The sequence below is a fragment of the Pseudomonas sp. WS 5021 genome (assembly GCF_012985535.1).
Taxonomy (GTDB): Bacteria; Pseudomonadota; Gammaproteobacteria; order Pseudomonadales; family Pseudomonadaceae; genus Aquipseudomonas.
Map to the genome: position 1 here is coordinate 348,757 of NZ_JAAQWP010000004.1, position 21,871 is coordinate 370,627.

The 21,871-nt window shown below is 60.9% G+C and carries 22 protein-coding genes; 12 read left to right on the plus strand and 10 right to left on the minus strand.

Annotated features, from left to right (window positions below):
• Entirely contained in the window at nt 1-501 is a 501-nt protein-coding gene (locus HBO19_RS15075) for a DUF2938 domain-containing protein (RefSeq protein ID WP_346266495.1), read from the plus strand.
• Here the strand turns inward: HBO19_RS15075 and HBO19_RS15080 are convergent.
• From HBO19_RS15080 to soxR, 4 genes are all read right to left on the minus strand, one after another.
• On the minus strand, nt 482-2,341 hold the full coding sequence (locus HBO19_RS15080; RefSeq protein WP_170057781.1) for a DUF3857 and transglutaminase domain-containing protein: 1,860 nt from the start codon (nt 2,339-2,341) through the stop codon (nt 482-484). The genes HBO19_RS15075 and HBO19_RS15080 overlap by 20 nt on opposite strands.
• 112 nt (nt 2,342-2,453) lie before the next feature.
• Nucleotides 2,454-3,347: a bestrophin family ion channel gene (locus HBO19_RS15085; protein WP_170057782.1), complete on the minus strand. Its 894-nt coding sequence runs from the start codon at nt 3,345-3,347 to the stop codon at nt 2,454-2,456.
• Nucleotides 3,348-3,424: 77 nt separating this feature from the next.
• The gene (locus HBO19_RS15090; RefSeq protein ID WP_169953387.1) at nt 3,425-4,723 is read right to left on the minus strand and encodes an MFS transporter; all 1,299 of its coding nucleotides are present in this window, start codon (nt 4,721-4,723) and stop codon (nt 3,425-3,427) included.
• Nucleotides 4,724-6,194: 1,471 nt separating this feature from the next.
• Nucleotides 6,195-6,689, minus strand: a complete 495-nt coding sequence (gene soxR / locus HBO19_RS15095) for a redox-sensitive transcriptional activator SoxR (RefSeq protein ID WP_169953389.1) — start codon at nt 6,687-6,689, stop codon at nt 6,195-6,197.
• A 131-nt stretch (nt 6,690-6,820) separates the two neighbouring features.
• On the opposite strand from soxR, the gene HBO19_RS15100 reads away from it, so the two are divergent.
• From HBO19_RS15100 to HBO19_RS15120, 5 genes are read left to right on the plus strand one after another with little or no spacing between them, the layout of a single operon-like run.
• On the plus strand, nt 6,821-7,903 hold the full coding sequence (locus tag HBO19_RS15100) for an efflux RND transporter periplasmic adaptor subunit (RefSeq protein WP_275942218.1): 1,083 nt from the start codon (nt 6,821-6,823) through the stop codon (nt 7,901-7,903).
• On the plus strand, nt 7,900-11,001 hold the full coding sequence (locus HBO19_RS15105; RefSeq protein ID WP_170057784.1) for a MexW/MexI family multidrug efflux RND transporter permease subunit: 3,102 nt from the start codon (nt 7,900-7,902) through the stop codon (nt 10,999-11,001). The genes HBO19_RS15100 and HBO19_RS15105 overlap by 4 nt, the downstream gene beginning before the upstream one ends.
• A complete protein-coding gene (locus HBO19_RS15110; RefSeq protein ID WP_170057785.1) occupies nt 10,998-12,455 on the plus strand; it encodes a TolC family protein in 1,458 nt (485 codons plus the stop codon). The genes HBO19_RS15105 and HBO19_RS15110 overlap by 4 nt, the downstream gene beginning before the upstream one ends.
• Nucleotides 12,452-13,162, plus strand: a complete 711-nt coding sequence (locus HBO19_RS15115; protein WP_170057786.1) for a tRNA (adenine(22)-N(1))-methyltransferase TrmK — start codon at nt 12,452-12,454, stop codon at nt 13,160-13,162. The genes HBO19_RS15110 and HBO19_RS15115 overlap by 4 nt, the downstream gene beginning before the upstream one ends.
• A 57-nt stretch (nt 13,163-13,219) precedes the next feature.
• Nucleotides 13,220-13,516 (plus strand): DUF3144 domain-containing protein, encoded by a 297-nt coding sequence (locus tag HBO19_RS15120; RefSeq protein ID WP_170057787.1) that lies wholly within the window; start codon nt 13,220-13,222, stop codon nt 13,514-13,516.
• A gap of 52 nt (nt 13,517-13,568) precedes the next feature.
• Here the strand turns inward: HBO19_RS15120 and HBO19_RS15125 are convergent, their stop codons facing one another.
• On the minus strand, nt 13,569-14,189 hold the full coding sequence (locus tag HBO19_RS15125; RefSeq protein ID WP_170057788.1) for a LysE family translocator: 621 nt from the start codon (nt 14,187-14,189) through the stop codon (nt 13,569-13,571).
• A gap of 383 nt (nt 14,190-14,572) precedes the next feature.
• Here HBO19_RS15125 and HBO19_RS15130 point away from each other — a divergent pair, with 383 nt between their 5' ends.
• Complete coding sequence (locus HBO19_RS15130) at nt 14,573-16,411, plus strand: hypothetical protein (protein ID WP_170057789.1); 1,839 nt, start codon at nt 14,573-14,575, stop codon at nt 16,409-16,411.
• Between the two features lie 261 nt (nt 16,412-16,672).
• Here the strand turns inward: HBO19_RS15130 and HBO19_RS15135 are convergent, their stop codons facing one another.
• The 4 genes from HBO19_RS15135 to HBO19_RS15150 all read right to left on the minus strand — a co-directional run bounded on the left by HBO19_RS15135 (nt 16,673) and on the right by HBO19_RS15150 (nt 18,929).
• On the minus strand, nt 16,673-17,299 hold the full coding sequence (locus HBO19_RS15135; protein WP_170057790.1) for a glutathione S-transferase: 627 nt from the start codon (nt 17,297-17,299) through the stop codon (nt 16,673-16,675).
• Between the two features lie 68 nt (nt 17,300-17,367).
• Nucleotides 17,368-17,535, minus strand: coding sequence for a DUF2986 domain-containing protein (locus HBO19_RS15140; protein WP_170057791.1), 168 nt, complete (start codon nt 17,533-17,535; stop codon nt 17,368-17,370).
• Nucleotides 17,536-17,676: 141 nt separating this feature from the next.
• Nucleotides 17,677-18,363 (minus strand): MOSC domain-containing protein, encoded by a 687-nt coding sequence (locus tag HBO19_RS15145; protein ID WP_169953404.1) that lies wholly within the window; start codon nt 18,361-18,363, stop codon nt 17,677-17,679.
• Nucleotides 18,360-18,929: a MarR family winged helix-turn-helix transcriptional regulator gene (locus tag HBO19_RS15150; protein ID WP_170057792.1), complete on the minus strand. Its 570-nt coding sequence runs from the start codon at nt 18,927-18,929 to the stop codon at nt 18,360-18,362. The genes HBO19_RS15145 and HBO19_RS15150 overlap by 4 nt, the downstream gene beginning before the upstream one ends.
• Before the next feature lie 115 nt (nt 18,930-19,044).
• On the opposite strand from HBO19_RS15150, the gene HBO19_RS15155 reads away from it, so the two are divergent.
• Genes HBO19_RS15155 through HBO19_RS15165 form a run of 3 tightly spaced genes read left to right on the plus strand, consistent with a single transcriptional unit; the run spans nt 19,045 to nt 19,791 of the window.
• Nucleotides 19,045-19,275: a thioredoxin family protein gene (locus HBO19_RS15155; RefSeq protein WP_169953408.1), complete on the plus strand. Its 231-nt coding sequence runs from the start codon at nt 19,045-19,047 to the stop codon at nt 19,273-19,275.
• 16 nt (nt 19,276-19,291) lie between these two features.
• A complete protein-coding gene (locus HBO19_RS15160) occupies nt 19,292-19,561 on the plus strand; it encodes a Rho-binding antiterminator (RefSeq protein WP_169953410.1) in 270 nt (89 codons plus the stop codon).
• A 14-nt stretch (nt 19,562-19,575) separates the two neighbouring features.
• A complete protein-coding gene (locus HBO19_RS15165) occupies nt 19,576-19,791 on the plus strand; it encodes a cytoplasmic protein (protein WP_346266496.1) in 216 nt (71 codons plus the stop codon).
• Between the two features lie 12 nt (nt 19,792-19,803).
• Here HBO19_RS15165 and HBO19_RS15170 read toward each other — a convergent pair whose 3' ends face one another.
• The gene (locus HBO19_RS15170; protein WP_170057793.1) at nt 19,804-20,850 is read right to left on the minus strand and encodes an FAD-binding oxidoreductase; all 1,047 of its coding nucleotides are present in this window, start codon (nt 20,848-20,850) and stop codon (nt 19,804-19,806) included.
• A gap of 216 nt (nt 20,851-21,066) precedes the next feature.
• Between HBO19_RS15170 and HBO19_RS15175 the strand changes: the two genes are divergently transcribed.
• The gene (locus HBO19_RS15175) at nt 21,067-21,300 is read left to right on the plus strand and encodes a hypothetical protein (RefSeq protein ID WP_170043435.1); all 234 of its coding nucleotides are present in this window, start codon (nt 21,067-21,069) and stop codon (nt 21,298-21,300) included.
• Nucleotides 21,301-21,415: 115 nt separating this feature from the next.
• Complete coding sequence (locus tag HBO19_RS15180; protein WP_170057794.1) at nt 21,416-21,856, plus strand: TspO/MBR family protein; 441 nt, start codon at nt 21,416-21,418, stop codon at nt 21,854-21,856.
• Nucleotides 21,857-21,871: the final 15 nt, after the last annotated feature.

The following is a 21,871-nucleotide window of genomic DNA, read 5'->3' on the forward strand; positions in this document are numbered from 1 at the left end:
GTGCTTGAGTTTGTTGGGTTTTCGGTGTTTATCGGGGCCGGTGCGACCCTGGTCATGGATCTTTGGGCGTTGTTGCTCAAGCGCTGCCTTGGCATGCCGTCCCTGGATTTTTCCATGGTCGGTCGTTGGGTCGGCCACCTGCCGCGTGGGCGCTGGATGCATGCCGGTATCGCCCAATCATCACCCGTGCCGGGGGAGGGGCTGCTGGGTTGGGTCACCCATTACCTGATCGGGGTGTTCTTTGCGGCGTTGCTGCTGTTGATGGTGGGTCTTGAATGGGCGCGACAGCCTACGTTGCTGCCGGCCCTGACCTTCGGTGTGCTATCGGTGGTCGCGCCGTTCTTCATCTTGCAACCGGCGATGGGTGCCGGCATCGCAGCGTCCAGAACCCCCAGGCCCAATACTGCGCGGTTGCGCAGCACGGTGGCCCATGGGGTGTTTGGGGTGGGTCTGTATCTGGCCGCCTGGGCGCTGCTCCTGCTTACAGGGTCTGCACGATGATCTGGCTCTTGAGGTCGTTGACCATGCTTTCGATCACCGGCTTCATCGCCTTGAAGTCCTCGGGGCTGCACACCGTATTGGCATGGGCGAACTTGAAGTGGCGGGTGATCAGCACCGTGTTGCCTTCCTTGGCGTAGGTGGCCTGGTAGTCAAAGCCGGCCTGTTGCAGGGACTGCGGCTTGGGCACGGCGAGCACGGTGACTTCCTTGGGGAACTCGAAGCGGGCCTGCTCCTGGGTTTCTCCGGAGAGGCAACCGAAGCCTTGGGTGCGGTCTTTCTCGGAGGCGAAGGCAAACACGTTCTGCGCAATGCCGCCGACCAGGCTGCTGAGCGCTGGCACGCCGGTGGGGCCTGGAAGGTTGACCAGGTTGTCGGTGCGCCCTTCAAGGGTGTTCTTGAACGGGTTGACTTCATCCTGCAGGGAGTCGCTTTTGAACGTGCCCTGGCCCGTTTGCCCGTACCAGCCGAGGACGTTGCGGATCATCGAGTCGCGGTCAGCCGGTTTCATCGCATTGAGCAGGTAGCGATTGAACTCCGAGCCCCAGCCTTCCACGGTGGTGGCATGCACAAAGTCCGCCGCGCCGTTGCTGTCGACCTTGAATAGCAGGTCGTTGGTAACCTTGCCGGTTTGCGCGGCCGGGGTCTTGGCCAGTTCGCCCGATTGCGTCAACAGCACCGGCTTGCCCAGCACCGGGATCGGCAGGTAGCCGGCGGCGATGGCCGTGGCGGTGGAGTCCAGGTACAGATCCAGGGCCGGCACATACGTGATCGCATGGTTGAGCACGCCCAGGGTGGGTACTTTGGCCAGGGTGTAGCTGTTACCCAGGTTGACCAGCACCGGCGAACTCTCGATCGCTACTGCGCGCAGCATGGCTTCCAGCAGGGCCACATGGTCCTTGCAGTCGCCATAGCGGTTGTCCAGCACGGCCTGGGCTGGATGCGGTACTACGCCGCCAGCGCCGACATACACCGCGACATAACGAATGTTCTTACGCACCCAGTCGCTCAGGGCCAGGGCTTTGCTGCGCGGGGTGCTCAGGTTGGCCGTAAGTTGCTTGGCCAGGGCGGCAATGGCCGGCGTCACTTCGACCTGGGCCCTGGCCTCATAGGCCTGGGCGAAGTCCTTGTAGCTGGCGAACGTCGAGACCGCGAGGAATTGGCCGTAATCGACATAGGACACGGCGCCGGTTTCCATGCGAGCTTTTTCCTGCGGTACGTAGTCCCAACGGTACACCTTGCGCCCGGCTGCCGCGGCCGGGGTGCTGGCCTTGAAGCCCCGGGCATCGACGAACAGCGGCTTGTCGGCTGGCAAGTCGTAGCTCAGGCTCAACTGCTCGGCATCGTAGAAGTCCGGCACGAAGAAGTCTTCGAACTGCTGCGGGAACAGCGCCGTAGTGCGCTGGCGCTGGTAGCGCAGGACCAGCCGGTCACCGACCGCCACCTCTGGAAAAATCACCACCTTGACCCGCGAGTCCTGGAACATCGGCGCCTGGGAAGAGGCAGTTTCCTGCTGCTCCTTGATCTGTTCGGCGCCCACCTTCACCTTGCGGCCATCGGGTTTCTGGGTGAAGGCTTGCAGCACTTCGAGGTTTTCCAGGGAGCGGTTGTAGCTCAGCGAACGTTGCGCGTTGTGCTTGATCGCCCGTTCTTCGTTGATCCGCGTGACCAGCTCGATGGTCTGGACGAAACTGCCATCGGCATTGATCACGTAGGACTGTTGGTTTTTTTCGAAGGTGGCCGAGTGGTCGGTTTCATCGGTAGCGGCCTGGGTCATCAGCGAACAGACAGCCAAAAACAGTGCGCCCAGCAGGCGCACAGAGGGCAGGTAAAAGCCTTGCATAGAGATCCTTCTGACTAATGCGACGCTCACTCGGCGGGGAAGAGCGCGGTGTGATAAACGAATCGTTTAATGCGACGCATTATTATATAGATGCCCGAAAAATGCAGGCTTTTTAGTGGTCCCTGCGAACATCCCCCAACGAATCACGCTGCATCGACTGCAGGTTTTTCTCGATGGTTTCGCAGATGGCTTCGGTCTGGATCTGGTGTTCGCTGGAGCGAAACGGGCTTTGCAGGTCAGTGCCGATACGTTCGATGGCCAGCAGCATAAACCCCACCACCGTCGATGCCAGCGGGGTGAACCAGCCCAGGGACTCCACCAGCCCCACCGGCACGATCAGGCAGAACAGCGAGATAAACAGCCGTGGAAAATACACATACGGGTAGGGCAGTGGCGTATTGGCAATGCGCTCCATGCCGCCCTGGCTGTTGGACAAGTCCACCATGGTTGATTCGAGCCGCGCCAGGCGAATACTGTCCAGGCGCCCGGCCTTGTACTCGCGCGCCAGCAGGGCGGCGGAGCCGGTCAGGATGTCGTTGGCAAAGTTGTTGGTAGCACCGTTGCGCGCAAACTCATCCCCAGGAATAAACGCCCGCACTTCCTCCGGGCACGGCTCGCCCCGCAGGTGCGCCGCCAGGCAGTTCACATAGGCCACGTGGCGGCGCAGCAGGGTCGACTTGATCGGGTTGACCTCGCTGCCTGGGTCATCGAGCAACGTCAGCACCTGCCGCGCAAAGCTGCGCGAATTGTTGACCATCGCGCCCCACAGCGTGCGCGCTTCCCACCAGCGGTTGTAGGCGCTGGTGTTACGAAAACTGATCAGCACCACCAGCGCTGAACCGAGCAGCGTCAGGGGCATCAGCGGTAGGTTGATCTTGGCGTTGAGAAACAGCATGAAGTCCACGGTGACCGCAATGTCCCAAAGCAGCAGCCAGAACAGTGCCCAGCCGACATAACCCATGGTCTTGATAATCAGGCGGTACTTTTTGACGATGGCAGCTTTCAAACACAAACCTCCGAGCGGGCGAAAAGCATCAGTGCCCTAGCTCGGACGGTGTTTGCGCAAGAAAGGTTCGCCGCGCCTTACGCGTCGTGCAGGGAAATGCGCGAGGTTTCCGGCAAGGCCAGGCCCCCGGCCAGCGCGAGCAGGGCCACGGCAATCAGGTAAAACGCCGGTGACAGGTTGCTGCCGGTGGTGCTGATCAGCCACGTCGCCACTAGTGGCGCAGTGCCGCCAAAGATCGTGTAGGCCATGTTGTAGGTAATCGCCGAGGCGGTGTAGCGCGTGCGGGTCGGGAACGTTTCCGAGAGCAGGGCCGCCGTGACCACGCCGCACAACACCGCGCCCACCGCCAGCAGCATCACGCCGACGATGGACGCGGCGAACGAGCCGGAACTGGCCATCAGGAACGAGGGATACACCACCACCATCAACAGCCCGCAGGCGGTCATCACCGTGACGCGCCGCCCGACGCGGTCGGAATACCAGCCGGCCAGCGGGCACATTGCCGCAGCGAAGATCAGTGCAATCAGCGACACCAGCAACGCCGTCGCCCGGCTCAGGCCACCGGCCACTTGCAGGTACGTGGCAAAGTAGGTGGTGAACATATAAAACGACAGCGCCGTCAGCGACACAAAGGCGCCCAGGCAGCAGATCGCCGCGCCATGGTTGCGCAGGGTTTCCTTGAGCGGCGAATGGGCCACCGCGTGCTCCTGCTTGACCGCCTGGAACGCCGGGGTTTCATCCAGCCGCCAGCGCAGGTACAGGCCAACCAGGCCCAGTGGTGCGGCAATCAGGAACGGCAGGCGCCAGCCCCAACTGCCCATGGCTTGGGCCGACAGCGAGGCCTCCAACGCATAGGCCACCACCGCCGCCGAGGCGAAGGCGGCAAAGGTCGACACCGGGATAAAGCTGCCGTACCACGCCCGTTTATCGCTGGGCGCGTGTTCCATCAGGTAGGCGCAGGCGCCGGCGTATTCACCGCCGGCGGAAAAGCCCTGGGCGCAGCGGATCAACGACAGCAGGATCGGCGCGGTAACGCCAATCGCGGCATACGTGGGTAGCAGGCCGATCAGGGTGGTGGCCCCGGCCATCAGCAAAATCGTCATCGCCAGGGTGCGCTTGCGGCCGATGCGATCGCCCAGCATGCCGAAAAAAATCCCGCCCAGGGGCCGAAAGGCAAAAGCCACGGCAAACACCGCGAACGTCTTGAGCAACGCCGCGCTGGCATCGCCACTGGGGAAAAACTGTTGCGCGATAGTGGTGGCGAGAAAGCCATACACGGCGAAGTCGAACCACTCGACAAAATTGCCGATACCGGCGGCGACGATGACTTTTCTCAGGGTTTGCGGCGGGACCTGTTCGGTAGATGCGCGCGTCATGGCGGGGCCTCGGCATTTTGTCAGTAAGCCCTCGATTATCGGGAAAGCGCCCGGGGCGGCTTACTTCAAAAGTGTCATCGGCGTAGTCAGCACCGACCTGGCAAGGCCCTGAAGATCAAATGTGGCTGGCTTGCCAGCGATAGCGGTGGGTCAGCCAACATCAATCCCAGCAATACCGCCGCCATCGCAGCCTCGCTGGGGCTCGACAGCTCCTACATTGATCCTCAGGGATTGGAGGATTGCATTTCACTGCCACCGCAGGATGCATACGGTACTCAATTTATTGAAGATCCAATGTAGGAGCTGGCTTGCCAGCGATAGCGTCGAGTCAGCCAACATCAACCCCAGCAATACCGCCGCAATCGCAGCCTCGCCAAGGCTCGACAGCTCCTACATTGATCTTCAGGGTCTGGAGGATTGCATTTCAGCTGTCACTGCAGGATGCACACGGTACTCAATGTACTGAAGATCCAATGTAGGAGCTGGCTTGCCAGCGATAGCGGTGGGTCAGCCAAAATCAACCCCAGCAATGCCGCCGCCATCGCAGCCTCGCCAAGGCTCGACAGCTCCTACATTGATCCTCAGGGATTGGAGGATTGCATTTCAGCTGCCAGTGCAGGATGCACACGGTACTCAATGTACGACGATCCAATGTAGGAGCTGGCTTGCCAGCGATAGCGGCGGGTCAGCCAACATCAATCCCAGCAATGCCGCCGCCATCGCAGCCTCGCCAAGGCTCGACAGCTCCTACATTGATCCTCAGGGATTGGAGGATTGCATTTCACTGCCAGAGCAGAATGCACACGGTACTCAATGTACTGAAGATCCAATGTAGGAGCTGGCTTGCCAGCGATAGCGGCGGGTCAGCCAACATCAACCCCAGCAATACCGCCGCCATCGCAGCCTCGCCAAGGCTCGACAGCTCCTACATTGATCCTCAGGGATTGGAGGATTGCATTTCAGCTGTCACCGCAGAATGCATACGGTACTCAATGTACTGAAGATCCAATGTAGGAGCTGGCTTGCCAGCGATAGCGTCGAGTCAGCCAACATCAATCCCAGCAATGCCGCCGCCATCGCAGCCTCGCCAAGGCTCGACAGCTCCTACATTGATCCTCAGGGTTTGGAGGAGTGCATTTCACTGCCAGAGCAGGATGCACACGGCACTCAATGTACGACGATCCAATGTAGGAGCTGGCTTGCCAGCGATAGCGGTGGGTCAGCCAACTTCCATCCCAGCAATGCCGCCGCCATCGCAGCCTCGCCAAGGCTCGACAGCTCCTACATTGATCCTCAGGGTTTGGAAGATTGCATTTCAGCTGTCACCGCAGGATGCATACGGTACTCAATGTACAACGATCCAATGTAGGAGCTGGCTTGCCAGCGATAGCGTCGAGTCAGCCAACATCAACCCCAGCAATACCGCCGCCATCGCAGCCTCGCCAAGGCTCGACAGCTCCCACCTTGAGCTTCAGGGATTGGAAGATTGCATTTCAGATGCGCTAGCGGCGCGCTCGAGGATCCTCGGGCCCGGTCCTTCCTGGCTCAAGGTATCGCCGGGGTTGCGCAACGGGCAGTCGTTAAGCGACAGGCAACCGCAGCCAATACAGTTGTCCAGGCTGTCGCGCAGGGCTTGCAGGGTTCGGATGCGTTCGTTGAGGTTGTCGCGCCAGGCCGAGGACATTTCTGACCATTGCGCGGCGGTCAGTTTGCTGTTCGGCGGATAGCGGCCCAGGGCGCGCTTGATCTCTTCCAGAGGGATGCCGGTACGTTGCGCCACTTTGATAATCGCGATGCTGCGCAGCACCAGCGACGGGAAGCGCCGTTGGTTGCCCGCGTTGCGGGTGCTGGCGATCAAGCCCTTGGACTCGTAGAAGTGCAAGGTGGAGATCGGTACGCCGCTGCGCCTGGCCACCTCGCCGATGGTGAGTGAGCGCACGCCGTCCGGGTGCTTTTCTGCTGCCATGGGGGTTGCCCTCAAGTTAAGTTGAGGTTTTATAGTCCTGCCCGATCTTTGCTGCAACCGCTTTGCGCCTGTGTGGGGTGGAGCGGCAGCGAACACACCACAAATCAGCGGAGCAGGGCATGGGCAGAAGGATGCTAGTGGGCGGGGGCGTGGCAGCGGTAGCGGTGCTGGCCCTGGTTATCACGTTATGGGGCAATCAATCCTCAACCCAGGCAGCAGCGGCGTGGCCGGTAGCCAAGGTGGCGCTGGCCAAGGTGCGCCAGGGCGAGGCGCCTCGCCAGGCCTTTGCCGCCGGGGAACTGGAAGCGGCCAACCAGGTGCAGGTGGCGGCGGAAACCCCAGGGCGGATCACGCGGATCGCGTTCGAGTCCGGGCAAGCGGTCAAGGCCGGGCAGTTGCTGGTGCAGCTCAATGACGCCCCCGAGCAGGCCGACCGTTTGCGCCTGCACGCGCAACTGCGCAATGCCCAGAGCCTGTTCCAGCGCATTCAAAAGCTTGAGGCCGTGAATGTCGCGACCCAGGAGCAACTGGACAACGCCACCGCCGCCCTGGACATGGCCAAGGGCGAGCTGCAACAGGTCGACGCGCGGATTGCGCAAAAAGCCATCCGCGCGCCGTTCGCCGGGCAGTTGGGCATCCGCCGTGTGCATCAAGGCCAATACCTGCAGACCGGCGAAGCCATCGCCAGCCTGGTGGATGCCCAGCGCCTGCACGTGAATTTCGCCCTGAGTGAACAGTCGGCCCCAGGCTTGAGCATCGGCCAGACCGCCGAACTCACGGTGGATGCCTTGCCCGGCCAGCATTTTTCGGCGCAGATCAACGCCATTGACCCGCTGATCGGCCAGTCGCGCTCGGTGCGGGTGCAAGCGACCCTGGCCAACCCCGGCGGGCCGTTGCAGGCCGGCATGTATGCCAGCGTGCGCCTGTCGGCGGTGCAGTCGCCCAGGGTGCTGGTGGTGCCGGAAACGGCCATCACCTATACCGCCTACGGGCAGACCGTGTTTGTCGCCAATGCCGATCCGGCCGGCGCCTTGAGTGTGCGTCGCAGCCAGGTGACCACCGGGGAGCGTTGGCAGGGCGTGGTGGAAGTCACCTCGGGCCTGGCGCTGGACGACCAGGTGGTGGTTTCCGGGCAGCTCAAGCTCAGCGACGGCATGCCCGTCGAAGCGGTCGAGCAAAACACCCTGGACGTTGAAGGGAAACCCGCCTCATGAGCTTCACCGACAGTTTTGTGCGGCGCCCGGTGCTGGCGCTGGTGGTCAGCAGCCTGATCGTCCTCGCCGGCCTGTTTGCCCTCGGCCAGTTGCCGGTACGCCAGTACCCGCTGCTGGAAAGCTCGACCATCACCGTGAGTACCGAGTACCCCGGGGCCTCGGCCGAATTGATGCAAGGCTTCGTCACCCAGCCGATCACCCAGGCCGTGTCGTCGGTAGAGGGCATCGACTACCTGGCGTCGTCGTCGGTCCAGGGGCGCAGCGTGATCACCCTGCGCATGACCCTCAACCGCGATTCGACCCAGGCGCTGGCCGAGACCATGGCCAAGGTCAATCAGGTGCGTTACCGCTTGCCCGACGATGCCTACGACCCGGTGGTCGAGCTGTCGGCCGGCGACTCCACCGCCGTCGCCTACGTGGGGTTTGCCAGTGACACGCTGTCGATTCCCGAGCTCAGCGACTACCTGTCGCGGGTGGTCGAACCGCAGCTGTCCGGGATCGACGGGGTAGCCAAGGTGCAGACCTTCGGCGGGCAGAACCTGGCGATGCGTCTGTGGCTGGACAGTGATCGCATGGCCGGGCGCGGAGTGACCGCCGCCGACGTGGCGCAAGCGGTGCGCCGCAATAACTACCAGGCCACGCCGGGGCAGATCCGTGGCCAGTTCGTGCTGGCCGACATTCATATCGACACCGACCTGACCAGCGTCGAGGCCTTCCGTGACCTGGTGATTCGCAACGATGGCACGGCCCTGGTACGCCTGCGCGATGTCGGCATCGTGGAGCTGGGCGCTGCGGCCACCCAGACCAGCGCCACCATGAATGGCCGCCCGGCGGTGCACCTGGGGTTGTTCCCCACGCCTTCGGGCAACCCCTTGGTGATCGTTGATGGGATCCGCAAACTGCTGCCGCAAATCCAGCAGACCCTGCCACCGGGGGTCAATGTGGCCCTGGCCTACGAGACCGCACGGTTTATCGAGGCGTCCATCGAGGAGGTGCTGCATACCTTGCTCGAGGCCATGCTGATCGTGGTGCTGGTGATCTGGTTGTGCCTGGGCTCGCTGCGCAGCGTGGCGATTCCGGTGTTGGCGATACCGCTGTCGATGCTCGGTGCGGCGGCCTTGATGCTGCTCTTCGGCTTCAGCCTCAACCTGCTGACCCTGCTGGCGATGGTATTGGCCATCGGCCTGGTGGTGGACGATGCGATTGTGGTGGTGGAAAACGTCCACCGGCATATCGAAGAAGGCCTGACGCCGGTGGCCGCCGCGTTGGTTGGCGCCCGGGAAATCGCCGGGCCGGTGATTGCCATGACTCTGACGCTGGCGGCAGTGTATGCGCCCATCGGCCTGATCGGCGGGCTGACCGGCACGCTGTTCCGCGAATTTGCCCTGACTCTGGCGGGGGCGGTGATTGTCTCGGGCGTGGTCGCCTTGACCCTGTCGCCGGTGATGAGCTCGCTGCTGCTCAAGCCCGGGCAGCAAGAAGGGCGCATGGCCAAGTTGGCCGAGCGGGTGTTTGGCGCACTGGCCGCGACCTATGGCCGGGTGTTGGGCTACTCCCTGGCGCGACGCTGGATCAGCGGCGGCGTTGCAGTGCTGGTGTGCCTGAGCCTGCCGTGGTTGTACACGCTACCGCAGCGCGAACTGGCGCCGCCCGAGGACCAGGCGGCGATATTGACCGCCATCAAGTCACCGCAGTACGCCAACCGCGACTACGCGGAACGCTTTGCGAGCAAGCTCAATCGGGTCATGGAAAGCCTGCCGGAAACCACCGACACCTGGATCATCAATGGTACCGACGGGCCGGCGGCCAGTTTCGGTGGGATCAACCTCAGCGCCTGGCAGGCCCGCGAGCGCTCGGCCGAGCAGGTCCAGGCCCAGTTGCAGCAGGCCGTGGGCGAGGTCGAGGGCAGCAGCATCTTTGCCTTCCAGGTGGCGGCGCTACCCGGCTCCAGCGGCGGCCTGCCGGTGCAGATGGTGCTGCGCAGCGCCCAGGACTACCCGGTGCTGTACCAGACCATGGAAACCCTCAAGCAGCGTGCCCGTGACAGCGGCCTGTTTGCCGTGGTCGACAGCGACCTGGACTACAACAACCCGGTGGTCAAAGTCACGGTCGATCGGGCCAAGGCCGCGAGCCTGGGCATTGGCATGCGCGACATCGGCGATTCGCTGGCGGTGCTGGTGGGCGAGCAGTACATCAACCGCTTCGCTTTGTATGGACGCTCTTATGATGTGATTGCGCAAAGCACCGAGGAGCAGCGCCTGACCCCGCAGGCCCTGGCCCGCCAGTATGTGCGCACCGAAGGCGGGCAGTTGATCCCGCTGTCGGCGCTGGTGCACCTGGATATCACGGTGGCGCCGAACCGCTTGCTGCAGTTCGATCAGCAGAACGCCAGCACCTTGCAAGCCATTCCGGCGCCGGGCGTTTCCCAGGGGCAGGCGGTGGCCCTGCTGGAGCAATTGGCCGGCGAACTGCCGCCGGGGTTCAGCCACGACTGGCAGTCCGAGTCGCGCCAATACGTGCAGGAGGGCAGTGCGCTGGTGCTGGCGTTTCTCGCCGCCCTGGTGGTGATTTATCTGGTGCTCGCGGCGCAGTACGAGAGCCTGGTCGATCCGTTGATCATTCTGGTCACCGTGCCCTTGTCCATTTGCGGCGCGTTGATTCCGTTGGCGCTGGGCTGGGCCACATTGAATATCTACACGCAGATCGGGCTCGTGACCTTGATCGGCCTGATCAGCAAACACGGGATCCTGATGGTGGAGTTCGCCAATGAACTCCAGGTGCGCGAGAACCTCGACCGCGCCAGCGCGATCATCCGGGCCGCGCAGATCCGTCTGCGGCCAGTGCTGATGACCACGGCGGCGATGACCTTCGGCGTGCTGCCGCTGCTGTTCGCCAACGGTGCCGGGGCCAATAGCCGCTTTGGCCTGGGCGTGGTGATCGTCTGCGGGATGCTGGTTGGCACGCTGTTCACGCTGTTTGTCCTTCCCACTATTTATGCCTGGCTGGCCCGTGATCACCGGGTGCGGGGCCTGCGCCAGCAACAATTGGCCGATGCCGAGCAGTACCTGGCGCCCGGGCATGTCGAGGTACGCCCATGAAGACGTTTATCCATTACCCGCTGTTGCTTGGCGCGTTGGCCGGCCTGGGCGGGTGTTCGCTGGGGCCACACTACCGCGTGCCCGAGATCGCGCCGATTCAACTGGCCAGCCCGCAGGCCCAGGAATTCGCCGGGCCCAAGGTGCAGCCGGTGGCCGCGTGGTGGACTTTTTTCGACGACGCCCAACTGGCGCGCCTGATCGATAGCGCCGTGGCCCACAACCACGATGTGCGCCAGGCGCGCGCAAACCTGCTGCTGGCTCGCGCGTATGTCGACGAGCAAGCGTTGCAGCGCCTGCCGACGGTCACCAGTACGGCGGCGTACCAGCGCAGCCTGGAGCAGCAGGCGGTGACGGGCGCGCGGCCGAGTCGCAGCTTGTCCGAGTCCTGGCGTGCTGGCCTGGACCTGCAATGGGAGCTGGATCTGTTTGGCCGTCTCGATCACTTGAACCGTGCCGCGCAATCCCGTGCCCAAGCCTCCCAAGCCGACCTTGAGCAGGTGCAATTGAGCATTGCCGCGCAAGTGGCCCATGCCTATTACGCGGCGCAGGGCCAGCGCGAACAACTACGGTTGGCACAGGATGCGGTGCGCAGTTGGCAAGAGACGGTGGCCCTGACCGAGGCACAAAGCCAGGCCGGCAGTGGCTTGCCTGAAGAGTTGGAGAGCGCCCGCGGCAATGCGCTGCGCGCCCAGGCGGCGATTGCGCCGCTGCAAAGCCAGCTGCAACGCAGCCTGTACCGCTTGCAGGTGTTGTCGGGGCAGCGGCCGGGCAGTTTTAGCGTCGACCTCGACGCCCTGGCGCCGGGGCCTGTAGCGCGGCAATTGCCGTTGGGAGATGTCGACCAGTTGATTCGCAATCGACCGGACGTGGTGCAGGCCGAGCGCCTGCTGGCGGCGCGTGTCGAGGATGTGGGCGCGGCGACTGCCGACCTGTACCCGCGCTTGAACCTGGGTGGGTTTGTCGGTTTTTTCGCCTTGCGCGACGGTGACCTGGGCAGTGCATCCCGGGCATTCGAGCTGACCCCAGGCCTGACCTGGCCGGCACTCAACCTGGGCACCGTGCGTGCGCGCCTGCGGGGCGCCCAGGCGCTATCGCAGCGCGAGACCGCGCACTTTGAACAGGTGCTGCTGGTGGCCGTGGAAGAAGTGGAGGGTGCCATCACCCAACTGGCCGAGCATCAGCGACACCTGCTCAACCTGGTGCAATCGGCACGGCATGCCGAAGCTGCACTGGACATCGCCCAGCGACGTTATGGCGCGGGTTCCGGCAGTTACCTGTCGGTGCAGCAAAGCCTGCGCGACCTGCTCAACCTGCGCCAGGCCATTGCCCAGGCGCAGGCTGCGTCCTATGGCAATGCGGTGGACCTCTACAAGGCGCTGGCCTGGCGGGCGCCGAGGCTTTACCCTGCGGCCCTCAGCGAGGCCAACGGTGCCTTGAAAAGGAACAGCAGTTGAACCACAACACATTGTCCAAGCGCCTGGAGCGCGTGGCGGCGCAGGTGCCAGCCGGTGCGCGCCTGGCCGACATCGGCTCGGATCACGCCTACCTGCCGGTAGCGTTGATGAACCGCGGCGCGATTGTCGCGGCAGTGGCCGGCGAGGTGGCGTTGACGCCATTTCGCGCGGCCCAGCGCACCGTGTGCGACAACGGCCACGAACTGCACATCCACGTGCGCCTGGCCGATGGCCTGGCGGCTATCGAACCGGCCGACCTGCTCGACGCGGTGAGTATCTGCGGCATGGGCGGCGAGACCATCCGCGACATCCTCGAGCGCGGCAAGGCGCATCTCAGCGGCCGGGAACGCCTGATCCTGCAACCCAACGGCGGCGAACAACCGTTGCGTGTGTGGCTGATGGACAACGGCTACCGCATCCTTTGCGAGGAGTTGCTGCGGGAAAACCGCTTCGACTACGAAATCATCGTCGCCGAGCGCAGCGGGCCGGTGAGCTACAGCGCCGAGCAACTGTACTTCGGCCCCTTGCAGATGCAGGCGCGCAGCCCGGCCTTCCTGGCCAAGTGGCAGCGCCTGCTGCGCTACAAACAACGCACCTTGGGCCAGCTCGCCGAGGCGCGACAGGCGCTGCCCGAACAGAAAGTGCAGGAACTGGCGCAAGAGGTGCGCTGGATTACCCAGTTGCTGGAGGCGACGCACCCGGTCTAGGGTCATGCCTGCGGTAAATATTTTGATGACACCCTTATCCCATCCAGGTGCTCCACCATGCTAGACGCTACAGACCAAGCCTTTTATGACCGTGCCGACGCGCACATCGAGCTGTCGAACGAGCAACTCAAAACCCTCGAGAACCTGGGCCAGGTCAGCGCCTCGATGATGTTCGGCACCACACGTTTCAACGCCTGGGCGAGTGCGCGCAACTTCAAGTCCGGCGCCGAGATGGCCGAGGCGCGAGAAGCGATGCTCAAGTACTTCTGTGAGCAGTACCGGATGATGCTCGAAGACAATCTGGATGATCACATCAACAACTTCAGCCAGTACATGACGGCCCCGAAGCCGTAGTGATCCCTGTGGGGCTCGACAGCGCCCAGCTGGATCTTCGTCCAAGCCCTGGTCAGCGTTTGCTCAATGCCAGGCGGGCCGCGAACAGCACAAAGAGCAGGCCGGTGCTGCGGTCCATCCAGGTGATCACCTTGCCCCGGCGCAGCACTGCGGCCAGTGGCTGGGTGGCGCCGATCAGGGTCAAGGACCATGCCAGGCCGAGCACCACATGGATGCTCACCAGGCCGAATGTCCAGGCGATCAACGAATGGCCCTGGGGAATGAACTGCGGCAGGAACGACACATAGAAAATCCCGATCTTGGGGTTGAGCACATTGCCCAGCATGCCTTTCAAGAACCAGCGGGTGCCGGGTGTGGCATGGGCGTCGCCGACCGTCAGGGAAGTACGTGGGCGCAGCAGCATATTCAGCCCCAGCCAGGCCAGGTAAGCGGCGCCGCAGTACTTCAACAGGTTGAACGCCAGCTCCGATACTGCGATCAACGCCCCCAAGCCAAAGGCCACCGCCGCACCCCATAAGAAACAGCCCGCATTGATCCCCAGCGCCGCGCGCAATGCCTGCTGCTTGCCCTCCACCGTGGCGGTACGCAGCACCAGCGCGGTGTCGAGCCCGGGAGTGAGGGTCAGCAGGGTGGCGGCGAGGGTAAAGGCGAGCAGATTATCGGCGATGGACATGGGGCGGGTGCCTGCACAATGTTGTGTCTGGGTAGATGCTGTCACGCAGTCAGGTGCCCGTCAGGGCGCTTTCGCCCGTCTACGAGCACAGAGCCTCGATAACGCCGAGCCGTAGTCACTTAGCCAGCTTGCAAATGGATGCCCATAGTTGTCATGCCTCGTTTAGCCCCGGCGTCAGCCCAGTGAGCAAAATTTTGAAAGTCATGTATAGACACATGTTTTATTGGTGGCACCTTGCTATTATGGCACCCGTTTAACAAGGAGGGGGGCGCAGGGTTATTTTATGTTTATACATTGATTGCATGTCGGGAAAAACTATCTATTAGAAAGTCAATGCTGATTTTCATATGGAAATCATTAAGCGGTTGTTAGGGGTTTGTATCATGTCTAGAAAACTGTATCGGGAGTGCTATATTCCTGGCGTGCTAGTTGTTTTGTTAATGTTGGTGGTGTCTTTTTTTATCCGGGCTGGTGATTTTGAAAAAGTTCCGCCCGCACCGAATATGGAGGCCAGCTATCATGTGATTTTGACCATGAGTGCACTTAAAGAGTCTCCAATTGTGAATCATTGGTTTTTACCGACAGTTTCATTGGGTAGCACTCTGGATAAAAACATTCCTTGGGGGGCAACAATACCAACCAGTACAGGAGACTATGTTTACACGAGCTTTGCCTCGAGCGGATTTTTGGCTCCATATTTTACATTTAGTGCGTTGAATATTGAGTTCTCTTTGGAGAATTTGGCAAGATTTAATTTTGTGATTGGTGCGCTGAGTGCATTGATTATCTATACTTTGCTCAGTCAGTTGTTATTCTTTTGCGGGTTCAGCAAGTGGTCTGCTGTCTCGGGTGGGGTGGTCGGGGCGGCGGTGGCGATCTTTAGCCGTGAAGCGCTCCTCTCGCATGGCGTGCTTTATTGGGTTCATAGTTTTTATCAGGTAATATTAGTACTTTCGTTATTCGTTTTTTTTAAGTACCTATCTTCGGAGAACGAACGAGCATCACGTGTTTATGGGTGGATTTTAGTTGGCTTGGCATTTTGGGGAGCCTCCACAGAATGGACAGGTTATGTCTTCAATGCTGGGATATTTTTCATCCTGCTGTTTGACAGATTGAAAGTACCTTTTTCGAAGGCGCTTGCAGTCAAAATTTTCATAGCGACTTTTTTTGCTGGCATATTGACGATTGTGCATTATGGGGTAGTGACGGGATTCGAATCGTCAATCAATTCATTCATAGCGCGCTTTTTTGCAAGAAACACCTCAACAGGTAGCCTCTATAGCCTGTTTGAAGGTTACGTGCTTTCGTATGGCCTGTTTTTACTTGTCGTTGCTGTGTTTTTCCCTGTTGTTGCGTTTTTTTCGGCTAAAAAAGATGTGCGCCTCGCAGTGTTCTGGAGCCTGCTGGTGGCGGCCAGCATACCGCTGATAGAAAATTTGGTAATGCTTCAGCATGCACAGGAATTTTCTTTCGATCGTTTAAAAATGTTACTGCCCATAGCGATGATTCTGTCCTTTTATTTTGCTTGGCTAGATACTAAATGGCGCAGCGTTTTACTCGTTTTTATCCTGGCTTCAGCAATGTACGGATTTTATTCATATAAGGTTTACAACGAGCGTTATTCAGCCTGGTCTGCAATGGATGCTGCAAACCAAGATCTTAAAGTGCTTGTACTCAAAGAGGTCGATATTGATTGTGCTGTCTTATCGTCGAACACGCGTGTCCGAGCTTATGCAAATCTGTTGTTTCATCGAGGTATTTATGAATCTCGTTCTGATCTCGTTGTTAAGGATGATGCAGTAGATTCATGCGCGAGTGTGCATTTGACAGCAAGCGTGCCATTTGTAGATTTCCCTGAGTATCTAAGTGCTTTAGTCTGGAAGGAGGGGGGATATGCCGTAAGGTTTGATAAGGAAGGAGGCGTGTGGAAACGCACCGAAGTGCGGCTTGCTTCGGATAGTATTTTGGCAGCCGATCTTTCAGATGCGAACTGGACAAAAGGAATATCCACAGCCTTTTCAGGTCTTGTCATTGCAAACACAGTAAGTAATAGGGTTTCTATCGCTGTCGGAAATTATTTGATTTTTGGTGGCTCGAAAGGTCGCCTGATAACAAATATCACCTATACGGGGCCGTATATGAATGTTTTTGTTGAGGGCGGAATTATAAATTCAGATATAGCAGGCTATCCAAATAAGATTCATGTTGTTAAGAAATTGTAATCGCCTCGTTGGAGGAGGCATATTTCCATATGCTTGCGCCGGGATGTTGGAGTGTACTCTACGAGGGAAGTACTGGTTGGATGGTGTTTATTCAGGGAGCGAAGGGCGACTGGTCCTACGTTCAGACTTCGTTACTCAAGGCGAACATTCAATGGCCGGGGCAATCCATCTAGAAAGTCTGCCACCTGCCGGCATGGGGACGTCCCGAAAAAAAGCCGGCAATTATGCCGGCTCTGGAAGAGGAGTCAAACGCCCGGTGATTTACTGGGCAAACGCGTATTCCCCACCCTTCTCCAGCGCCTTGCGATAGGCCGGCCGGTCCTGGAACCGCTGGACCCACGCGGCCAGGTTCGGGTACGCCGGCAACTTGCCCTGGGCCTTGGCGATTTCGCCGATAAAGCTCATCTGGATATCCGCGCCGCTCAGTTCCTCGCCCAGCAGGTATGGCGACTGCGCCAGGGCGTCGTTCAGGTAGCCCAGGTAGTTGGCCAGTTCCGACTCGATCCGCGGGTGCAAAGGCGCGCCGGCTTCACCCAGGCGGCCGACGTACAGGTTGAGCATCAGCGGCAGCATGGCCGAGCCTTCGGCAAAGTGCAGCCATTGCACGTAGCTGTCGTAGGCGGCCGTGGCGGAGTCTGGTTGCAGGCGGCCCTGGCCATGGCGGCGGATCAGGTAGTCGACAATGGCGCCAGACTCGATCACCACGCGGGTGCCGTCTTCAAGCACCGGCGATTTGCCCAATGCGTTGATCGCCTTGAGCTCTGGTGGGGCGAGGTTGGTCTTTGGGTCGCGCTGGTAGAGCTTGAGCGCGTAGGGCAGGCCGAGTTCTTCGAGCAGCCAGAGAATGCGCTGCGAGCGTGAGTTGTTGAGGTGGTGAACAATCATCATGGGAAGCTCCGCCGGGCGAGAGTGGGTGTCTGTAAGCAGACTGCTGCGCCGGCGTAGAGTGCCCTGAATCAGCTGGGCGTGTCAGAGGAAATCGGCGCGTCCTGAGCGGGCTCGGTCTCCAGTTTCAGGCGATCGGCCTTGCTGATGTACTTCTCTTTGCTTTTGGGGGCCAGTTTGGCACTGGCCTTTTTGGCGTTGGCTTTTAATATCTGATTGAGTTTCTTACGACGGTTCATGCTTTCTACTCAGCGCGTTAATGCCTGGATGATATCAGCTCAACCCCCAGTAGGCGCCGGCTTTGCGGCGAAAAACCTGGGCATCTGCCGGGTTGTTCGCACAATCTGGCGGGGCAGCAGCACTCGCTCCCGCGCCGCGCTTCAACCCAACAGGCGGGGCCCCCAGTCTTCGGTCATGCCTTTTTCCAGGCGCCGCTCCAGCGTACGCCGCCATGACGGGACCAACGGCAGCGCCAGGCATTCGCGCAACAGTTCGCTCTCCATTCGCTTGTCGAACAGCACAGCGGACAAGCGTGCCAATGACCAGTCGGCAAATTGCCGCTCGACCAGTTGCAGGCTGTCGCCGGCGCTCACCACACCTTCCTCCAGCACCCGGTAGTACCAGCCGGTGCGGCCCGACTGCTGCACGCGCAGGGCCAGTTCGGCCACGGCGAAGCGGTCGCTGAGTTTCCAGCACGGCATACGCCCCTGGGACACCTCAAGCAACGCTGTCCCGGCCCGGATGCGATCGCCCAGGCATACGTCATGCTCGCTCCAGCCGGTAGTGCTGAAGTTCTCGCCAAAGGCTCCCGGCTGGGCGAGCAATGGATGGGCGCCCAATTCCTCGGCCCAGCGGGCGTAATGCTCGAGCGGGTAGTGGTGGATGGCTTTTTCTACTCCGCCATGGATGCGCAGGTCGCCCTGTTCGTCGCCACTGAGGCCCAGGGTGGCGACCTTCAGGGGGCCGGGTCGCGGCTGTTTGTCGATGGCGCTGCGGGAGCCGGGCCGGGTGAAAGGCTGCGCACGCCCGGTGAGCAGGGTGTCGAGGCGAATCGTGGTCAGGCTCATGCAGGCACCTGCGGGGGTTGATGTTCACGACAGATCAGCGCGGCATCGCTCGGCGCCAGGGGTTCCTGGGTCAGGCCGCAGAACGGCAGATCGTCGACGTGCTGATGGAAGCGGCAGGTGCGGCACAGGCCAAAGCTGGGCACGTCCGCGCTGCGCTGCACTTCGCGCAGCAACTCGCCAAGCAGTGTCTGCAGTTGCCCGCCGCGCGCGCCCATGCGTGCCTCACCGGCGGCGAGGAAGTCCGGCGGCAACAATGCGTCCAGCAGGTCGCGCGCCGTGTCCGTCAACTGCAGATGCACGCTGCGCTTGTCGTGCACATCCTGGGTTTTGACGATCAGCCCCTTGGCCTCCAGCGCCTTGAGTGACTGCGACACTGTGCCTTTGGTCAGGCCCAAATAGTCAGTCACGCCCAACGGTGTATTGGAGTAGCGGTTGCAGCGCGAAAGGTACATCAGCGCGCTCAACTGGATGGGTTGCAAATCGGCCAGCAACGGGTGCTGGCGGAACCAGATGCGGCTGAGGCTGGCAAGCCGTTCAAGCAGATCGAAAAGGGTTGTGTCGGACATGAGTCACTCCTGTCGACATATAGTATCGATTAAATACTATATTGACAAATACCGACGCGCGGGTAATTCTTGGTTATGTATCGAATCGATACCAACTCAATGAAGGAGACGCAAAATGTCTAACGCACGCTTCTACCACGCTGGTTGCTCCGTCTGTATTTCCGCTGAGCAGACCTTGCTCAACCTGCTGGACCCGGCACTCAAGGTCGAGGTCGTCCACCTTGGCCAACAACCCCAGCGCATTGGCGAAGCCGAACTGGCCGGGGTCAAGTCAGTCCCTGCGTTTGTTCACGACGGCCAGGTGTTGCACCTGAATTTCGGTGCGTCCATCGATGACCTGAAATAAGGCGCTGGAAAACATCATGAACGCGTATCAGCCCCTGAACTGCGATGTGCACGACTACCTGGAGATCGCCTGCATGCACCGTTACCGCCTGCAGGTAGAACTGATCGACGGGCGCAGCTTCGTCGCCAGGGCGCTGACTACGCGAACTGCGGCGAGCAAGGAAGAGTTTTTGCTGCTGGCCCGCGACAGTGGCCAGTGTGAGGTGCGACTTGACCAATTGCTGGCCATTTCCCCGCTTGGCCTTAATGTCAGTTTTGGCCGTATTGAACGTGTGAGAACAGAATGAATAGATACCGACTCATGATTAGTAGCAACGACAGGCTGCTGGGGCATTTCGAATCCGCCACCCCGTGGGCGCACGACGCCGCGCAGGAAATCGCGCGGTGCCTGGCGGCTGCAGGGTACGGCCTTGAACTGCTGGTCGCCGATAGCGAGCGCCGGCTGCTTGAAAGCGGTCCGGATGGGGTGCGAGTGCTGCACAGCGAACCGATTTTCAAGAGCGCGACCTTGCCCTAGGCAAGCCGGCGCCTACCCGCGGAAAAATCGACCCGGACGACATCCCCCAAGCGCCTCTGCTGGCTTGTCTTCAAGCATCTCTTCACTGGCAAGCCGACCCACGACCGCAGCCAGTGCGACCCCAGGGTGCATGGTGCAAACGTACACACCTGCCACCTGGGGCAGATACCCAATGATCGGGATGCCATCGGCAGCAATTGGCCTGAGCCCGACACAGGCCAGCTCCGGCTCAAGGCACACCAGCCCATTGAGCTCATGGTCGATCGCCTTGGCTGTGCGTAGTGCTATCGCTTCTGCCCGGTTTTCCTCGGCGTCGCCCAGGTAATCCTCGGCTGCCAGCAATGCGCCATCCGCGTTTTGCCGCACTTCCATGTGCGGGTTGGAAATGAGGGTGTGCACAAGCTTGGGTTGTGGCTTGTAGCGGATGAAGATGGACGGCGATGCGGTTATCGGCAGGGATACGTGCAACATGTCTGTCAGCCTGGCGGTGCCTGTCCCGGCTGCCAGTACAACGATATCGGCGTGGATGATGCCCTGTGAGGTTTCGACGCCGGTCACCTGTTGGCCCTCGGTGACAAACCCCAGCACCGGCGTCTGAGTGAGCAGCTTCGCGCCATGCACCTGGGCGCCGGCGACCAGCGCATGGGTTGCCGCCACTGCGTCGAGGGCACCTTCTTCGGCTACGTACGTTGCATAGTCAGGGGGCTGCTTGAGGTTGGGCTCAAGCTCAAGAATCTGCGCGCGTGATACCCGGTTTGTCGAGGCCGGTGGCGAGCCATCGTAAGACAAGGCGCCCGTCCATTGGATCTGCAAGCCGGGCAGCTGGGTTTGGAGGCGGTGGTATTCCTGGATGGCGGCGCCGCGTAATTGGGCAATGGGGTCGGGCCCCGGATGGGTGGCGTGGAGCCAGGCGAATGACGTGGCGGTGACGCCTGACGCAATCTCATGCGCCTCGACCAGGCTGACCTGCGCGCCCTTTTGCGCCAGGTGATAGGCCAAGGATGCGCCGACGATACCGGCGCCAATCACCACGACTCGTTTGCCCTGCGGGTTTTCCATTTAGACCTGCGCTCCATTGCCTTGGCGATGCGACGAAAGGTGAAAGATCCTACAGCATCGGCGCCTGATCGTTTATACAACCCTTTTCCTCCGTCCCGGTCTACCATGCCTGCCCGGCAGTGGTTCCACGCGCTATCGGCCCCAAGCCATCAAGGTATCGCATATGACCTCGTTTACCCGCAGCACCCCATCCCCAACCTTCTGCGAGGTGGCGCAATGAGCATCGACCAGATCAGCCTGCCCAAGGGCGTTGGCCCGCACGCTACCAAATTGCTGGACGCGATCACTGGCGCCAGCACCGCCGAAGACCTGAACCGCGCTGGCGGCAAGGCCGAAGGCTTTGTGTTGGGGCTGGAGGCCAGCAAGGCCATCAAGAGCCAGATCGCCGAGTCGCTGTATGTGGCTTATGACGACGCCGCGAGTAATCGCGCCGGCGAGTTGAAGGGCTAGCCAGTACGGTTGCGGTTCAGATTGTCGTACCGGGAAATACTGAACTTTTCAGGGCCCCCGGGGCGTCCAATCCTGGAACACTTTCCAGATTGCTGACTTGAGCCAAGGACCGCCAATGACCTTCTTTATCTTCCTGCTCGCCTGCGCCACCGCTGCCAGCACCGGCATCATGTTCAAGCCCGGTGCCTGGTATGAGTCCCTGGTCAAACCCCGCTTCACCCCGCCCAACTGGCTGTTCCCGGTGGCCTGGACGCTGATTTACCTGCTGCTCGCCTGGGCCGGTTACCGCCTGAGCCTGATCCCCGGCAGTCAAACGGTGCTGGCCTTGTGGGCGGCGCAGATTGCGTTGAATACCCTGTGGACGCCGGTGTTTTTCGGCGCACATCGGATTTTCGCCGCGATGGTGGTTATCACCCTGCTTTGGCTCACCGTGGCGGCCATGGTGGTGCTGGCGGTGCGCCTGGACCTGATAACCGGGTTGATCCTGTTCCCTTACCTGGCGTGGCTGTGTGTTGCCGTGGCGTTGAATTTTTCGATCCTGCGCAGTAACCGTTGATGGCCAGCGTGGATA

Excerpts from the sequence above, each read along its gene's own strand:
- HBO19_RS15080 (WP_170057781.1), bottom strand. The coding sequence starts at position 2,341 with ATGCAAGGCTTTTACCTGCCCTCTGTGCGCCTGCTGGGCGCACTGTTT.
- HBO19_RS15090 (WP_169953387.1), bottom strand. The coding sequence starts at position 4,723 with ATGACGCGCGCATCTACCGAACAGGTCCCGCCGCAAACCCTGAGAAAA.
- soxR (WP_169953389.1), bottom strand. The coding sequence starts at position 6,689 with ATGGCAGCAGAAAAGCACCCGGACGGCGTGCGCTCACTCACCATCGGC.
- HBO19_RS15100 (WP_275942218.1), top strand. The coding sequence starts at position 6,821 with ATGCTAGTGGGCGGGGGCGTGGCAGCGGTAGCGGTGCTGGCCCTGGTT.
- HBO19_RS15105 (WP_170057784.1), top strand. The coding sequence starts at position 7,900 with ATGAGCTTCACCGACAGTTTTGTGCGGCGCCCGGTGCTGGCGCTGGTG.
- HBO19_RS15110 (WP_170057785.1), top strand. The coding sequence starts at position 10,998 with ATGAAGACGTTTATCCATTACCCGCTGTTGCTTGGCGCGTTGGCCGGC.
- HBO19_RS15120 (WP_170057787.1), top strand. The coding sequence starts at position 13,220 with ATGCTAGACGCTACAGACCAAGCCTTTTATGACCGTGCCGACGCGCAC.
- HBO19_RS15125 (WP_170057788.1), bottom strand. The coding sequence starts at position 14,189 with ATGTCCATCGCCGATAATCTGCTCGCCTTTACCCTCGCCGCCACCCTG.
- HBO19_RS15130 (WP_170057789.1), top strand. The coding sequence starts at position 14,573 with ATGTCTAGAAAACTGTATCGGGAGTGCTATATTCCTGGCGTGCTAGTT.
- HBO19_RS15135 (WP_170057790.1), bottom strand. The coding sequence starts at position 17,299 with ATGATGATTGTTCACCACCTCAACAACTCACGCTCGCAGCGCATTCTC.
- HBO19_RS15140 (WP_170057791.1), bottom strand. The coding sequence starts at position 17,535 with ATGAACCGTCGTAAGAAACTCAATCAGATATTAAAAGCCAACGCCAAA.
- HBO19_RS15145 (WP_169953404.1), bottom strand. The coding sequence starts at position 18,363 with ATGAGCCTGACCACGATTCGCCTCGACACCCTGCTCACCGGGCGTGCG.
- HBO19_RS15150 (WP_170057792.1), bottom strand. The coding sequence starts at position 18,929 with ATGTCCGACACAACCCTTTTCGATCTGCTTGAACGGCTTGCCAGCCTC.
- HBO19_RS15155 (WP_169953408.1), top strand. The coding sequence starts at position 19,045 with ATGTCTAACGCACGCTTCTACCACGCTGGTTGCTCCGTCTGTATTTCC.
- HBO19_RS15160 (WP_169953410.1), top strand. The coding sequence starts at position 19,292 with ATGAACGCGTATCAGCCCCTGAACTGCGATGTGCACGACTACCTGGAG.
- HBO19_RS15165 (WP_346266496.1), top strand. The coding sequence starts at position 19,576 with ATGATTAGTAGCAACGACAGGCTGCTGGGGCATTTCGAATCCGCCACC.
- HBO19_RS15170 (WP_170057793.1), bottom strand. The coding sequence starts at position 20,850 with ATGGAAAACCCGCAGGGCAAACGAGTCGTGGTGATTGGCGCCGGTATC.
- HBO19_RS15175 (WP_170043435.1), top strand. The coding sequence starts at position 21,067 with ATGAGCATCGACCAGATCAGCCTGCCCAAGGGCGTTGGCCCGCACGCT.
- HBO19_RS15180 (WP_170057794.1), top strand. The coding sequence starts at position 21,416 with ATGACCTTCTTTATCTTCCTGCTCGCCTGCGCCACCGCTGCCAGCACC.